This window comes from Sphingopyxis sp. YF1, assembly GCF_022701295.1.
Taxonomy (GTDB): Bacteria; Pseudomonadota; Alphaproteobacteria; order Sphingomonadales; family Sphingomonadaceae; genus Sphingopyxis.
This window is the reverse complement of sequence record NZ_CP033204.1, coordinates 431811-446091: the sequence shown is the minus strand read 5'-3', so window position 1 is coordinate 446091 and position 14281 is coordinate 431811. Positions and strand designations below refer to the sequence as shown.

The following is a 14281-nucleotide window of genomic DNA, read 5'->3' as shown; positions in this document are numbered from 1 at the left end:
TTCGGGGCGCTTACTTGTTCTTCGTACGGCGGATTTCGGCACGGACGCTCAGGCCCAGCGCATCGGCGACCAGCGCCGACTGCTCCGTCTGGTGGCGGCTCATCAGGCCCGTCGCGGGCGACGCGGCCGCAGCGCGGCCGGCGTAGCGCGGGCGCATGCCCTTGTGCCCGGCGCTGGTCAGCGCCTCCTCGATGAAGGGTTCAACGAAGAACCAGCTGCCGTTGTTGCGCGGTTCCTCCTGCGCCCAGACCACTTCCTCGAGCTTCGGCATGCGCTTCAGGCGCACGGCGAGCGGCTCACCCGGGAAGGGGTAGAGCTGTTCGAGGCGGATCACCGTCGTGTCCTTGAGGTCGGCGGCGTCGCGCGCCTCCATCAGGTCGTAGCCGACCTTGCCCGAACAGAGCACGACGCGCCTGACGTCGCCGTCGGCGGGCGGGGTGCGGTCGGACATGATGCGGCGGAAATGCGCGTCGCCGATGAAGTCCGAGCGCTGCGACACCGCCAGCTTGTGGCGGAGCAGCGACTTGGGCGTCATGATGATCAGCGGCTTGCGGAACGAGCGCAGCATCTGGCGGCGCAGGACGTGGAAATAGTTCGACGGGGTCGAGATATTGCACACTTGGATATTGTCGCCCGCGCAAAGCTGCAGGAAGCGTTCGAGGCGCGCCGAGCTATGTTCGGGGCCCTGCCCTTCGTAGCCGTGCGGCAGCAGCAGCACGAGCCCGTTGGCGCGCAGCCACTTGGCCTCGCCCGACGCGATGAACTGGTCGATCATGATCTGCGCGCCGTTGGCGAAGTCGCCGAACTGCGCTTCCCAGAGCACGAGGCTCTTCGGATCGGCCATCGCATAGCCATATTCGAAACCGAGCACGCCATATTCGGAGAGCGGGCTGTCGAGCACCTCGAAGCGACCGTGCGGCACGGTGGTCAGCGGGACATATTTCTCCTCGCTCTTCTGGTCGACCCACACCGCGTGGCGCTGGCTGAAGGTGCCGCGGCCCGAATCCTGGCCCGACAGGCGGACCTGATAGCCTTCGCTGAGCAGCGTGCCGAAGGCGAGACTCTCGGCGGTCGCCCAGTCGAACACCTCGCCGTCGCCCTTGTCGGCGAACATCGCGGCGCGACCGTCGATCACGCGGCGCAGCGTCTTGTGCACCTCGATCTCGGCGGGGATCGTCGTCAGCGTGCGGCCGATCGAGTCGAACAATTTGTCGCTCACCCCGGTCGCTATGTTGCGGCGCGCGCTTTCGGGGTCGGTCGGCGCATAGAGTCCCGACCAGCGCCCGGCGAACCAGTCGGCCTTGTTCGGCTTGTAGCTCTTGGCGCTGTCGAACTGTTCCTCGAGATGCGTCGTGAATTCGGCGCGGCGGGCGTCGGCCCAGCCGGCGTCGATCACGCCCTCGCCCTCGAGCTTCGCGGCGCAGAGCTGCGACACCGGCGGATGCTGGCGGATGCGCGCGTACATCAGCGGCTGGGTGAACGAGGGTTCGTCACCCTCGTTGTGGCCGAAGCGGCGATAGCACCACATGTCGATCACGACGTCGCGCTTGAAGCGCTGGCGGAAGTCGATCGCGAGCTTGCACGCAAAGGTCACGGCTTCGGGATCGTCGCCGTTGACGTGCAGGATCGGCGCCTGGACGCCCTTGGCGACGTCCGAGGGATAGGGCGACGAGCGCGCGAATTGCGGGCTGGTCGTGAAGCCGATCTGGTTGTTGACGATGAAGTGGATGCAGCCGCCGGTGTTGTAGCCGCGGATGCCCGAGAAGCCGAGGCATTCCCAGACGATCCCCTGCCCCGCGAACGCTGCGTCGCCGTGGATGAGCACGGGCAGCACCTGCGAATGTTCGGCGAGATCGCTGCGCGCGACCTGCTGCGCGCGGACCTTGCCGAGCACGACGGGGTCGACCGCCTCGAGGTGCGAGGGGTTGGGGACGAGCGACATGTGCACCGAAATGCCGTCGAACTCGCGGTCGGTCGAGGTGCCGAGGTGATATTTGACATCGCCCGACCCGCCGATGTCGTCGGGGTTGGCCGAACCGCCGGCGAATTCGTGGAAGATCACCTTGTACGGCTTGGCCATGACGTTCGCGAGCATGTTGAGACGCCCGCGGTGCGCCATGCCGTAGACGATCTCCTTCACGCCGTACTGGCCGCCATATTTGATGATGGCTTCCATCGCGGGGATCATCGATTCGCCGCCGTCGAGACCGAAACGCTTGGTCCCGACATATTTGCGCGCGAGGAATTTTTCCCATTCCTCGGCCTGGATCACCTTGTTCAGGATCGCGCGCTTGCCCTCGACCGAAAATTCGATGTGCTTGTCGGCGCCTTCCATCCGCTCCTGGAGGAACTGGCGTTCCTCGACATCGGCGATGTGCATATATTCGAGGCCGACGTTGCCGCAGTAGTTGGCGCGCAGGATCGCGACGACCTCGCGAATCGTCGCCTTTTCGAGACCCAGCGTCCCGCCGAGCCAGACCGGGCGGTCCTGGTCGGCGCCGACGAAGCCGTGATATTCGGGCGTCAGGTCGGCGGGTAGCTCGCGCTGGCTGAGCCCGAGCGGGTCGAGCTGCGCCGCGAGGTGCCCGCGTACGCGATAGGTGCGGATCAGCATCATCGCGCGGATCGAATCATTCGCCGCGCGTTCGACCTCGGCATTCGACAGCGGTGCGCCCGCCCTAGCCGCGGCGGCCTTTACCACGACCTGCATCTGCTGCGGGTCGAGCCCGGCGGTCAGGTCGTCGCTGTCGATGAGCGGCCAGTTCTTCGGCGCCCAGCTGGGGCCGGCCTGCGGCTCGTCGATGTCGAAGCTTTGTCTCTCGAGGTTCATCTGCTTTTCCACGGGGAGGACGGGTTGGTTTATCTATATGGGGAGCGGACGCCCGCCGGCCAAACAGGCCGGCGGGCCATCCGGATCAGACGCGTTCCTTGAGCACTTCGGCGAGCGTGCTGCCGAGCTCCGACGGGCTGGCCGACACCTTGATGCCGGCGGCTTCCATCGCCGCGATCTTGCTTTCGGCGTCGCCCTTGCCGCCCGACACGATCGCGCCGGCGTGGCCCATGCGGCGTCCCGGAGGCGCGGTGCGGCCCGCGATGAAGCCGGCCATCGGCTTTTTGCGGCCGCGCTTGGCTTCGTCAATCAGGAACTGCGCCGCCTGTTCCTCGGCGTCGCCGCCGATTTCGCCGATCATGATGATCGACTTGGTCGCTTCGTCGGCGAGGAAGAGTTCGAGCACGTCGATGAAGTTGGTGCCATTGACCGGGTCGCCGCCGATGCCGACCGCGGTGGTCTGGCCGAGGCCGACGTTCGAGGTCTGGAACACCGCCTCATAGGTCAGCGTGCCCGAGCGTGAGACGACGCCGACGCTGCCCTTCTTGAAGATCGATCCGGGCATGATGCCGATCTTGCATTCGTCGGGGGTCAGCACGCCGGGGCAGTTGGGGCCGATCAGACGCGACTTCGAACCCGAAAGCGCGCGCTTCACCTTGACCATGTCGAGCACCGGAATGCCTTCGGTGATGCAGACGATCAGTTCCATCTCGGCGTCGATCGCCTCGAGGATCGAGTCGGCGGCGAACGGCGGCGGGACGTAGATGCAGCTCGCGGTCGCCCCGGTCACGGCCTTCGCTTCCGCGACGGTGTTGAAGTTGGGCAGGCCGATATGCGTCGTGCCGCCCTTGCCCGGGGTCACGCCGCCGACCATCTGGGTGCCGTAAGCGAGCGCCTGTTCGGTGTGGAAGGTGCCGGTGGCGCCGGTCATCCCTTGCGTGATGACCTTGGTATTCTTGTCGATGAGGATGGACATATTTACTCGGCTCCTAAGGTGTCGGCTTTGAGGGCAACGCCATAAAAATTGAACATCTGCCTCGCCGGGCTATCGCTCGGTACGAAGAATATTTTGAAGCTACCATGATCCGAAAGAATTCCAGGGGACCATTCTACCGTTCGAACCTCTGGAAATTCCTTAATTTCAAAAGGTGCGCGCTTTAACCAAGCGCCCGCTTGCTCGGCTGGTATCGGGCGGTCCTCGCCAAAGTCATACAGCTGACAACCGCTTATTCGTTTTCCGTCAGCTTTTACTTCGTCGAGCACCATGAAGACTTCTTCGCCTGCTACCGTTTTGACGAAGGAGGTAATTTCACCCATATCCACGCCGCTCGATTCAGCAACTTCCAAGGCCGCCTTGCGGGAGAAGTCCAGAAACACGGCAAGTTGGCCCGCTTCTTCGCTTCTGGAGATCGGCGTCCAACCGGCAGCAATCAGCGATGCCGATGCCATCTGCTGATTTTCCAACGAACCGCAGCCGTCCCGGAATGCATCAAGAATTTCGACGACGGGATAATTTGCATCCGCTGCGTTCGCAGCGGATGCAATCGCGAGGGGCAGGAAAAAGGCGACGCCCCGCAGCTTCATGCCAGCGAGGGATCCAGCGCCTTGCAAGCGTCGAGCAGTTCCTTGACCGCGTCGACCGAGACCTGCAGGCCTGCCTTGTCGGTGTCATCGAGTTCGATCTCGACGATCTTCTCGACGCCGTCCGCACCGATCAGGACGGGCACGCCGACGTACAGGCCGTCGACGCCATACTGGCCGTCGACGTAGGCGGCGCAGGGCAGGATGCGCTTCTGGTCACCCAGATAGGCTTCGGCCATCGCAATGCCCGAGGCTGCCGGGGCATAGAAAGCCGAACCGGTGCCGAGCAGCGCGACGATCTCGCCGCCGCCGCCGCGCGTGCGCTTGACGATCGCGTCGATCTTGTCCTGGCTCGACAGGCCCATCTTGACGAGGTCGGGAACGGGGATGCCGTTGATCGTCGAATAGCGGACGACGGGAACCATCGTGTCGCCATGGCCGCCGAGCACAAAGGTGTTCACATCCTTCACCGACACGTCGAATTCGTCGGCGATGAAGTGGCTGAAGCGCGCCGAGTCGAGCACGCCCGCCATGCCGACGACCTTGTTGTGCGGCAGACCCGAGAACTCACGGAGAGCCCAGACCATCGCGTCGAGCGGATTGGTGATGCAGATGACGAAGGCGTCGGGGGCGTTGGCCTTGATGCCTTCACCGACGGCCTTCATGACCTTGAGGTTGATGCCGAGCAGGTCGTCGCGGCTCATGCCCGGCTTGCGGGCGACACCGGCGGTGACGATGATGACGTCGGCGCCGGCGATGTCGGCATAGTCGTTCGTGCCGGTGATCTTGGCGTCGAAGCCCGCGATCGGACCGACCTGCGACAGGTCGAGCGCCTTGCCCTGCGGTACGCCTTCGACCACGTCGAACAGGACGACGTCGCCCAGTTCCTTCTGCGCGGCGAGAAGCGCCAGCGTGCCGCCGATGTTCCCGGCTCCGATCAAAGCGATTTTCTTGCGTCCCATGGCGCGCGGCACTCCCTTCCTGGCAAGCCCGGCAATTGGTTCACAAACCGGTGGGCGCACGGGCTTCAAAGCGCGGCACCGGTTCCAAGACTGGCGCCGCCCTACGCCGATTCTCCTAAGGAAACAACCGCCAAAAAGTGCGGATCGTCCGCTATTTTTGCAATCAGTTCGCAATAGCAATAATAATCGAAACCTATTTGTAGATATACATCGATCCGATCCGCTCGTCCGCCTTTCCCTTGTTCGCACCGGGAATTTTCTTCAGCCACCCCTTTTCCGGCGTCACGCCGTCCATGGTCGCGCCGACGACATCCTTCGCCTGTTTGAAGGCCGCGCGCCTTTCGGCCTCGTCGGCGGTCTTCCCCGCCTTGAGCTGTCTGGCATATTCGCTGGCCGCGGTCGCCGTCTGCGCCCCTCCGCTCTCGCGCCAGTGGAAATAATAGGGGCCGGCGTCAGCCGGAATCGAGGCCGCCGAAACGCTGCCGACCAGCGCCTTCACCTTGTCGACCGCATCCTTGTTGAGCGAAGCCGCGGGCTTGCCGCCGTTCAGATAGTCGAGCGCGGGCTGATAGTTGGTCGCGGTGCCGATGGCGTGATAGGTTTTCGAGGTCGCGACCTTCGCCAGTGTCGCGGGAAAGGCATCGCTGCCGATGCGCAGCAGCATGCTGTAGAGAATGTAGGCGCGTTGCTGGTCGGCATCGGGCACGTCGGCGACGGTGTGCGACATCTCCGCATAGACGGCGGCGATGATCCGGTTCTTCGCGGCTTCGTTGCCCTTGGCGCGCAGCGCGGCGAGTTCGGCGTCGATGTCGCCGATGTTGGGGTCCTTCCATCCCTGCGGAAAGGCGAAGCAGTCGCCGGTGTGGATCTTTCCGGTGTCGATGCCGTTGAGCGGGACGACGACATCGTCGGTGTAACGGGTGGAATTGCCCGTGTAGAGCCCGGCGTGCGCCTGCTTCAGCCTTTCGGCCATCGCGACCGGGCGGTAGCAGTCGTCGGTCGTCGCGCCATAGACAAAGCTTTTGTACGTCGCGTTGCCGGCAACCTTTGCCTCGGCCTTTTTCTGCTTTTCCGGGTCGCAGGCGGGAACGGCGTCCTTGCACGGCTTGCGCCGCACGACGGGCGCGCCCTCGCCTTCGCCTTGCCTGGCATGCGCGATCTCGTGCGCGAGCAGATGACGCCCCTCGCGCGTGCCCGGCCGATATTCGCCCGCCGCGAAGCCGATGTCCGTCCCGAGCGTGAAGGCGCGCGCATCCATCGCCCGCGCCGCGCGGTCGCCCGGCCCGCCGCTATGGATCCGCACCGCCGAAAGGTCGGCGCCGAAACGCGGTTCGAAAAAGGCGCGTTCGGCAGCTGGGAGCGGGGCGCCGGCGCCGAGCGAGGCGAGCGCCCCGCGAATGGCGGGCCCGGCGGGTGTCGCGGCCGCCGACATCTCGCCGGCCGCAGGTTCGCGCGACGGCGCGCGCGTCACCCCCATCACGCGATCGGCTACCGCGTCGGCCTGCCGTTCCGCACGGTCGTTCGCGCTACCGATGACCGGCGGCGCATGCGCCGGGACATGCGCAAGCGACGCGACCGGCGACCAGCCGCGCCGGACGGGTGCGGCGGCGGGCGGCGCGGCGGCGGAGCGGGGACGGCATTTGCGGCGGATCGCATGTCGGTACATGGCGTTTCTCCTCGCGGGAAAACGAGCCGGACGGTCGATTCTAGCATCGTCGGCGGGGCCGATATTGGACCGATCCGCCAAAGCCGGCTACCCCGCGCGCCGGAGCTTGAAATCCCGCGCCCGCGCGCCGATTAACCCTCCCTTATTGTCGCGCTGCTAGGCGGAAGGCGGGATGACGCGGGCAATCATCAGCTTCGACACCGAATTGTCGGCGGGCCTCTATCAGCGGGGTGCCGACGCGCGCGCCAATTTCGAAAGCTCGATCCTCGGCCGCTGCCGCGATGGCGATTTCGGCATCCATTTCCAGATGGACATGCTCGACCGCCACGGCCTGACCGGGGTCTATTTCGTCGACCCGATGCCCGCGCTCGTCTATGGCCCGGCGGTGATCGACGACATCGTCCGCCCGATCGTCGCGCGCGGGCACGAGGTCCAGCTTCACATCCACACCGAATGGCTCGCCTTCGCGCGCTTCAACCCCGTCGGCCGCCTGACCGGGCGCAACATCGGCGATTTCCCGTTTGCGGCGCAGAAAAGGCTGATCGGGCTGGCCCGCGACATATTGGTCGGCGCGGGGGCACCGCGCCCCACCGCCTTTCGCGCCGGTAATTTCGGCGCCAACGACGACACGCTGCGCGCGCTCGCGGCGCTCGGCTTTCGTTTCGACAGCAGCTTCAATGGCGCCTATCAGGGCCATGGCTGCGCCATTTCGCTCGACGCCGGCAATCTCGGCATGCGCGAGCATATGGGAGTGATCGAAGTCCCGGTCAGCGGCCTGATGGACCGCGCCAACCGCTTCCGCCCCGCGCAGCTATGCGCGATGTCGGAGGAGGAGATGTGCGACGCGCTCGACCACAGCGCGGCAAGCGGCGCGATCCAGTTCTCGGCCTTCAGCCACAGCTTCGAATTGCTCAGCCGCGACCGACAGGTCGCCAACGGCCTCGCGGTCGCGCGGATGGACGCGCTGTGCCGCGCCGTCGCCGACGATGCGCGCGTGACCAGCGGCGGCTTTGCAACGCTGCCCGCGCCGCCGGTGCGTCCGGGGGCGATCCGCGTCGCCGCACCAAAGCCGCTGCGCACGCTGCGCCGTATCGTCGAGCAGGCAGTCGGGCATGCGATGCACGAGGTGCGCTACGTCCGCGACCTGATCGCGGTGACGCTCAATTCGTCGCGCTGGGGCAAGATCGCGGGCGGCGTGTTGCTGGTGCTCGCCTAGGCGGGCCTAAGCGGCCTCATCCTGGCCGTGACCGAGCGCCAGATAGGCGTCGGACTGCATCTCGGCGAGGCGGCTCGCGGTGCGTTCGAACTCGAACGCGCCGTCGCCCGCGACATAGAGCGCATCGGGTCCGGCCGCCGCGCTCGCGAGCAGCTTGACCTTGTACTCGTAGAGCGCGTCGATCAGCGTGACGAAGCGTGCCGCCTCGTTGCGGTTCTCGGGCCCCAAGCGCGGGATGCCGACGATGATCACGCTGTGGAAATGGCGTGCCACCGCCAGATAGTCGGCCGCACCGCGCGCCTCGCCGCACAGACGCTTGAACGAAAAGACCGCGACGCCCTTCAGCGCCTTGGGCACGTGCAGCATCCGTCCGCCGCCGACGTCGAGATCGAGGCTCGGCACGTGCGCGCGATCCTCGGGCGGATAGTCGGTGAGGCGGAAGAAGGCGGCCGACAGCGCCGCGCTCGCGGCATCGTCGGCAGGCACGAACCAGCGCGCGCCGTCGCCGAGCCGGTCGCGGCGATAATCGGTCGGGCCGTTGAGGCTCATCACGTCGAGCTTCGCCCCGATCAGCGCGATGAAGGGCAGGAAATGCTCACGGTTGAGCCCGTCCTTGTAGAGGTCCGCCGGCGGGCGGTTCGACGTCGCGACGACGGTGACGCCGCGGTCGATCAGCGCGGTGAACAGGCGCGAGAGGATCATCGCGTCGGCGCTGTTGTTCACGACCATCTCGTCGAACGCGAGGCAGCGGACATTTTCGACAAGCAGCGCCGCGACCTGCGGGATCGGGTCGCCGCTCTCGGTCTTGCGGACCTCGCGCATCTGCGCGTGGACGCCCTGCATGAAGGCGTGGAAATGGACGCGCTGCTTCCGCTCGATATGGAGCTGGTCGTAAAACAGGTCCATCAGCATCGACTTGCCGCGCCCGACCGCGCCCCAGAGGTAGACGCCGCGCGGCGCCTCGGGCTTGCGGCCGGCGAGGCGCCAGAGCAGACTGCCGCGCGGCGGCGCCGCCTCCAGCTCCTGCTGCAACCGGTCCAGTCGTTCGGCAGCGGCGCGCTGCTCGGGATCGGGTTTGAGTTCGCCGCCCGCGACGAGCGCGTCGTAGGCGGCAAGCACCCCGGTCACTTGCTCGCCTTGCGGATCGTCCCGGCAAAGGTCAGCACGATATGGCTGTCGCCCGCGCCCTGCACGACGAGCCCGCGCAGGAAGATCAGCCGCCCCGTCTCGCGCACCAGTTCGACGACGGCGTCGAGCGGCTCGTCGAGCCGGCCGGCGCCGACAAACTGCGTCGACAGGTCGAGCGTCACCGAATGGCCGGCGTTGAGCGATCCGAACTGGTGCGACGCCGCGAACAGCGCGATGTCGACGAGCGCAAGGCTGACCGCGCCATGGACATTGTCACCGAGATTGCTGTGCTTGCGCGTCGGCAGCATGCGCACGCGGGCGCGCGGGCGGCCGTCCCCGGTCGGCACCTCGGCGCGCACCGACAGGGGTTCGATGAAGGCGTTGAAGCGGCTGGGGTCCTTCAGATTCCAGCTGACCCAGCCGTCGGCCAGTTCCTCGGCGCTGAAATTGTCGCGGCGCTTCGGCTCCTCAATCCCGTCGTTCACACCTGCCGCTCGGCCTCGAGCTTCTTGATCTCGGCGATCGCGCGCGCGGGGCTGAGGCCCTTGGGGCACGCGTTCGAGCAGTTCATGATCGTGTGGCAGCGATAGAGGCGGAAGGGATCTTCCAGCTCGTCGAGGCGCTCGCCGGTCATTTCGTCGCGGCTGTCGGCAAGCCAGCGATACGCCTGGAGCAGGATCGCGGGGCCGAGGAACTTGTCGCTGTTCCACCAATAGCTCGGGCAGCTGGTCGAGCAGCAGGCGCACAGGATGCACTCGTAAAGGCCGTCGAGCTTCTCGCGCTCGGCGGGCGACTGCAGCCGCTCCTTGCCGCTCGGCGTCGTCGTCTTGGTCTTCAGCCACGGCTCGATCGACGCATATTGCGCATAGAAATGGGTGAAGTCGGGGACGAGGTCCTTGATCACTTCCATGTGCGGCAGCGGGGTGATCTGGATGTCGCCCTTCAGATCCTCGATCGCGGTGGTGCAGGCGAGGCCGTTCTTGCCGTTCATGTTCATCGAACAGCTGCCGCAGATGCCCTCGCGGCACGAACGGCGGAAGGTCAGCGTCGAATCCTGCTCGCTCTTCATCTTGATGAGCGCGTCGAGCACCATCGGGCCGCACTTGTCGAGATCGATCTCGAAATTGTCGAAACGGGGATTCTCGCCCTTGTCGGGGTCGTAGCGATAGACCTTGAATTTCTTGACCCTGGTCGCGCCTTCGGCCTTGTGGGTCGTGCCGCCCTTCTGGATGCGGCTGTTCTTCGGAAGGCGAAATTCGGCCATGTCTCTGGCTCCCCTAGTGCAGTCGCGGTCGGCCTAGACCCGATTTCCGGCAACGACAAGGGGTGGAAAAGCGGAAAAGGCGAAAGCCGCTGGCGGCATGTCCGGCGACTCGCTAGGGGCGCAAAGGATGAGCGAAGACGCCGCACAGCCCGCCGTTACGAGCCGCCATGTCGCGCGCGGACTTGGCACAACCGTGCTCGCGCGGCTGGGCGCGGTGGTCGAAATCGTCGCGCAGCCGCTCTATGTCCTGATGTTCGGACTCGCTGGCTACGGCCTCTATGCCGTGCTGTGGGCGACGATCAACCTGCTCGAAAACATCTTCGACATGGGCATGACCAGCGCGATGCAGCGCACCGTGCCGCAATCGGCGAGCGATGCCGAGGCGGCGGCGGCGCTGCGCACCGCGATGCTGTGGGGTGTCGGCCCCTGCCTGATCGTCGCCGCGCTCATCGCGATCTTTGCCGCGGACCTCGCGCCCTTGCTCAACGTCGCGGAGCGCGATCGCCCGCTCGTGGTGCCGGCGATCCAGCTTTTCGTCTGGGCGCTGCCGCTCTGGGCCTTTGTCGAGATCGCGACCTCGGCGATGCGCGCGCGCATGGTGTTCGGCGCCGAAATCCGGCTGCGCATCGTCTGGGAACAGATCCTGCGGCTCGTCTTCGCGGGCGCCTTCTTCGTCGGCGGGCTGGGGCTGAAAGGCCTGTTCATCGCGCATCTCTGCTCGCTCGCCCTCACCGCGATCCTCTGCGTCCGGCTGCTGCGCCGCTATTATGTCTTTGGCAAACTGCTGCACGGCGGCCGCGGCGGCGAGACCGCGCGGAACACCTTCTGGGCGGGGCTCTCGATCCTGCCGGCGAATATCATCGGGCGGCTGTTCGGCGACGCACCCGCGCTGATCCTGAACATGCTGCTGCCCGGGGCGGCGGGCGCCGCCGCGGCGGGGCTGTTCACGATCGCGCGCAAGCTGTCGAGCGTCGTCCAGCTCGTGCGCATGACCTTTTCGCACGTCATGGCGCCGCTCGCGGCGAGCGCCGAGCGCGCCGATCGCCGCCATGTCGCCGACATCTATGGCTATTCGACGCGCCTCGTATCGGTGATCGCGCTGCCGCTCGCGGCGGTGCTCGCGGCGGGCAGCACCTCGCTGCTCAGCCTGTTCGGCGATCAGGCGCAGAGCGCGCAGGCGGCGCTCGTCATCCTGCTCATCGCCCGCGCGGGCGAGGCCGCGCTCGGCATCGCCGCCCCCGTGCTGCAAGTGGTCGCAGCCTTTCGCCAGCAGCTCACCGCGAGCCTCGTCGGGGTGGCCGCCGCGCTGGCGACCGGCTGGCTGGTCGTCGGGCACCTCGACCCGCTGACGGGCGTCACGCTGGCGACGGCGATCGGCCTTGTCGTCACCGCCGGCATTCCGATGATCCAGCTCGCCGTGACCGAACGGCTCCACCCCTTTGACGCGCAGTTTTCCGGCGTCGCCGTGCGCGGCATCGCGATCACCATCGCCGCCGGGGTGGTCGCGCTATTCGCAGCGCGGCTTCCCGATGTCATCGCCCTGCCGCTGATCGCGCTGATCGCAGCCGGGTCGATCTGGCTTTCGGTCCGCTTCGCCCTGCCCCATGCCGATCGCGCGTCGCTAGGCGCAGTGGGCCGGCGACTGCGCCTGATATAGCCCCGCCGCCCCATGACCGACGCCCCCGTTCGCATCGCCGTCTACGACCTCGATCGCACCGTCCTGCGCAAGCCGACCTTCACCCTGTTCCTGCTGTGGGCGGCGGGGTGGCGATTGCTGCTGCTGCCGCTGCTGGCGGCGCTGATGATCGGCTATGCGCTGCGGCTCTATGGCCGCGACCGCTTCAAGCCCGCCGCCATCCGCCTGATGCTCGGCCCCGACCTTACGCCGGCCCGGGCCGAAGCGCTCGCCGCCCGTTTCGCGGCATGGCGTGTCCCGCGCGACGTGCCGCCGGGCGCGAAGGCCTGCATCGCGCGCGACCGGGCCGAGGGCTATCGCCTGCTGATGGCGACCGCGGCGCCCGAATTCTACGCGGGTGCGATCGCCGATGCGCTGGGCTTCGATGCCGTGGTTGCGTCGCGCCATCATCGCGACGCCCGGGGTCACTGGCTGCCGCTGCTCGACGGCCCGAACTGCTATGGCGCGGAAAAAGCGCGGCGCGTAGCCGAATGGCTGGAAGCCAACGCCGCCACCGGCGCGCGGCATATTCGCGCCTATTCCGACCATCCCAGCGACGCGCCGACCTTTGCCCTCGCGCACGAAGCGTGGCTCGTCGGGCGCGGCGGCCGGTTGGCGCGGCTCGCACGCGAGAAGGGCTGGCACCTCATCGACTTCGACAACCCCGACGGCGGCGCCTGACCGCTTCGCTCAGCCCCTGCCGAGCAGTCCGGAAAAAAGCGCCGCATGGGCGTCGCAGGACGCCTCGATCGCGTAAGCCAGCATCGTCTCGCGGCGTACCACCGGCAGGCGGCCGTCGAGCGCCTCGCGCAAGGCGATGCTCAGCGCGGCGGGATCGCCGACCGGAACGGGCGCCCGCGCGCCCACGGCTTCGAGCAGTTCGACGACCGCGCCCGAGCTGGCGGTCGACACGACGGGGCATCCGCACGCCATCGCTTCGATCAGGGTGGCGGGAAGGTCTTCCCAGCGCGACGACAAGGCCATGACCGTCGCTTCGGCATAATAGGGCACCATGTCGTCGACGAAGCCGACGAACTCGACCCGGTCGGCAATCGCCAGTTGCTGGGCCAGATCCTGCAGTGCGTCCTGATCAGGCCCAGTGCCGCAAATGCGCAACCGCCAGGCCCGGTCTCCGAGCAGCGCGACCGCGCGGAGCAATGTCGAATGGTCCTTTTGCCGGGACAGGCGCCCCACCGTCAGGATGACCGGCGTTTCGGGCGCGCCGCGGACGAGATCCTGCGCCGCCATCGCCTCGCTGACATAGGGGTTGTGCAGGAAGACGGCCTTGTCCACGAAATCCGCACGGATCGCGCCCAGACGCGCGACGGCGGGTTCCGAAAGGACGAGGATGCGATCGGCCGGCGCGAAAGCGCGCGAATAGATCTGCCGGCGCAAAGCGCGCTTCCACGCCTTCATGCCCTGCTTGAAGATCGGGTTCGTGATCTTTGGCACAAAGACGCCGTCGAAGGCGGCCAGACGGACCGCGAGGCTTGCCGCCATATGCGTGTGATTGCCCGGCGAGTGGAACAGCGCCGGCCTGCGGGTGCGTAGATAGCGGGCAAGATCGGGAACCCCGGCCAGCAGCCGGGCGCCGCGCGGCAGGCTGCCTATCGTCCGCAGGACGTGGACCGAAATGCCGTCGTCGAGCAATTGCCGGACCGGCCCCGCATCCTGCAGCACCGCAAATTCGACGCGAAGCCCCCGCCGGTGCAGGCCGTTCGCCAGGTGACAGGCGACCCTTTCGACCCCGCCCTTGCCGAAATGGTCGAGCAGGATCGCGACATCGGGTTGACTGTTCAAGATAGGCTCTCCGACGGCAGGACCATTGACGCGTCATCACGCCGGCAAGGACAGGTCCGCGCGCCGACGATGAATGTCAGGGCCTAGCAAGGCTCGTCCCCGAATCAATTCAAATCGCCAGACCGGTCGACCCCGCCCCGGGCGACCGTCCGCCGCAAC

General features: G+C 66.8%; 12 protein-coding genes. 3 read left to right on the top strand and 9 right to left on the bottom strand.

The features are described 5' to 3' along the window. Nucleotides 1–10: 10 nt before the first annotated feature. The 5 genes from EAO27_RS02330 to EAO27_RS02310 form a co-directional block, all read right to left on the bottom strand. On the bottom strand, nucleotides 11–2830 hold the full coding sequence (locus tag EAO27_RS02330; RefSeq protein ID WP_242776717.1) for a 2-oxoglutarate dehydrogenase E1 component: 2820 nt from the start codon (nucleotides 2828–2830) through the stop codon (nucleotides 11–13). Nucleotides 2831–2915: 85 nt separating this feature from the next. Next, complete coding sequence (gene sucD, locus EAO27_RS02325; RefSeq protein ID WP_242776715.1) at nucleotides 2916–3806, bottom strand: succinate--CoA ligase subunit alpha; 891 nt, start codon at nucleotides 3804–3806, stop codon at nucleotides 2916–2918. 2 nt (nucleotides 3807–3808) lie between these two features. After that, the gene (locus tag EAO27_RS02320) at nucleotides 3809–4414 is read right to left on the bottom strand and encodes a hypothetical protein (protein WP_242776713.1); all 606 of its coding nucleotides are present in this window, start codon (nucleotides 4412–4414) and stop codon (nucleotides 3809–3811) included. Beyond that, the gene (mdh, locus tag EAO27_RS02315) at nucleotides 4411–5373 is read right to left on the bottom strand and encodes a malate dehydrogenase (RefSeq protein ID WP_242776711.1); all 963 of its coding nucleotides are present in this window, start codon (nucleotides 5371–5373) and stop codon (nucleotides 4411–4413) included. The genes EAO27_RS02320 and mdh overlap by 4 nt, the downstream gene beginning before the upstream one ends. Before the next feature lie 193 nt (nucleotides 5374–5566). Continuing rightward, entirely contained in the window at nucleotides 5567–7039 is a 1473-nt protein-coding gene (locus tag EAO27_RS02310; RefSeq protein WP_242776709.1) for a DUF4157 domain-containing protein, read from the bottom strand. A gap of 172 nt (nucleotides 7040–7211) precedes the next feature. Between EAO27_RS02310 and EAO27_RS02305 the strand changes: the two genes are divergently transcribed. Next, nucleotides 7212–8255, top strand: coding sequence for a hypothetical protein (locus tag EAO27_RS02305; protein ID WP_242776707.1), 1044 nt, complete (start codon nucleotides 7212–7214; stop codon nucleotides 8253–8255). Between the two features lie 6 nt (nucleotides 8256–8261). On the opposite strand, the gene zapE is transcribed toward EAO27_RS02305, so the two are convergent. Genes zapE through EAO27_RS02290 form a run of 3 tightly spaced genes read right to left on the bottom strand, consistent with a single transcriptional unit; the run spans nucleotide 8262 to nucleotide 10647 of the window. Continuing rightward, on the bottom strand, nucleotides 8262–9383 hold the full coding sequence (gene zapE, locus EAO27_RS02300; protein WP_242776705.1) for a cell division protein ZapE: 1122 nt from the start codon (nucleotides 9381–9383) through the stop codon (nucleotides 8262–8264). Further along, nucleotides 9380–9868, bottom strand: a complete 489-nt coding sequence (locus EAO27_RS02295) for a PaaI family thioesterase (protein WP_242776702.1) — start codon at nucleotides 9866–9868, stop codon at nucleotides 9380–9382. Before EAO27_RS02295 ends, zapE begins: the two co-directional genes overlap by 4 nt. Then, entirely contained in the window at nucleotides 9865–10647 is a 783-nt protein-coding gene (locus EAO27_RS02290) for a succinate dehydrogenase iron-sulfur subunit (RefSeq protein WP_242776700.1), read from the bottom strand. The genes EAO27_RS02295 and EAO27_RS02290 overlap by 4 nt, the downstream gene beginning before the upstream one ends. A 127-nt stretch (nucleotides 10648–10774) precedes the next feature. Here EAO27_RS02290 and EAO27_RS02285 point away from each other — a divergent pair, with 127 nt between their 5' ends. Together EAO27_RS02285 and EAO27_RS02280 are read left to right on the top strand one after the other, a co-directional pair. Then, nucleotides 10775–12304, top strand: coding sequence for an oligosaccharide flippase family protein (locus EAO27_RS02285; RefSeq protein ID WP_242776698.1), 1530 nt, complete (start codon nucleotides 10775–10777; stop codon nucleotides 12302–12304). A 12-nt stretch (nucleotides 12305–12316) separates the two neighbouring features. Further along, nucleotides 12317–13003: an HAD-IB family phosphatase gene (locus tag EAO27_RS02280; protein WP_242776696.1), complete on the top strand. Its 687-nt coding sequence runs from the start codon at nucleotides 12317–12319 to the stop codon at nucleotides 13001–13003. A gap of 9 nt (nucleotides 13004–13012) precedes the next feature. Here EAO27_RS02280 and EAO27_RS02275 read toward each other — a convergent pair whose 3' ends face one another. Beyond that, nucleotides 13013–14122: a glycosyltransferase gene (locus tag EAO27_RS02275; RefSeq protein ID WP_242776694.1), complete on the bottom strand. Its 1110-nt coding sequence runs from the start codon at nucleotides 14120–14122 to the stop codon at nucleotides 13013–13015. Nucleotides 14123–14281 lie beyond the last annotated feature (159 nt).

Bases quoted from the DNA above. Each gene is read 5' to 3' on its own strand.
- EAO27_RS02330 (WP_242776717.1), bottom strand. From the start codon at position 2,830: ATGAACCTCGAGAGACAAAGCTTCGACATCGACGAGCCGCAGGCCGGC.
- sucD (WP_242776715.1), bottom strand. From the start codon at position 3,806: ATGTCCATCCTCATCGACAAGAATACCAAGGTCATCACGCAAGGGATG.
- EAO27_RS02320 (WP_242776713.1), bottom strand. From the start codon at position 4,414: ATGAAGCTGCGGGGCGTCGCCTTTTTCCTGCCCCTCGCGATTGCATCC.
- mdh (WP_242776711.1), bottom strand. From the start codon at position 5,373: ATGGGACGCAAGAAAATCGCTTTGATCGGAGCCGGGAACATCGGCGGC.
- EAO27_RS02310 (WP_242776709.1), bottom strand. From the start codon at position 7,039: ATGTACCGACATGCGATCCGCCGCAAATGCCGTCCCCGCTCCGCCGCC.
- EAO27_RS02305 (WP_242776707.1), top strand. From the start codon at position 7,212: ATGACGCGGGCAATCATCAGCTTCGACACCGAATTGTCGGCGGGCCTC.
- EAO27_RS02290 (WP_242776700.1), bottom strand. From the start codon at position 10,647: ATGGCCGAATTTCGCCTTCCGAAGAACAGCCGCATCCAGAAGGGCGGC.
- EAO27_RS02285 (WP_242776698.1), top strand. From the start codon at position 10,775: ATGAGCGAAGACGCCGCACAGCCCGCCGTTACGAGCCGCCATGTCGCG.
- EAO27_RS02280 (WP_242776696.1), top strand. From the start codon at position 12,317: ATGACCGACGCCCCCGTTCGCATCGCCGTCTACGACCTCGATCGCACC.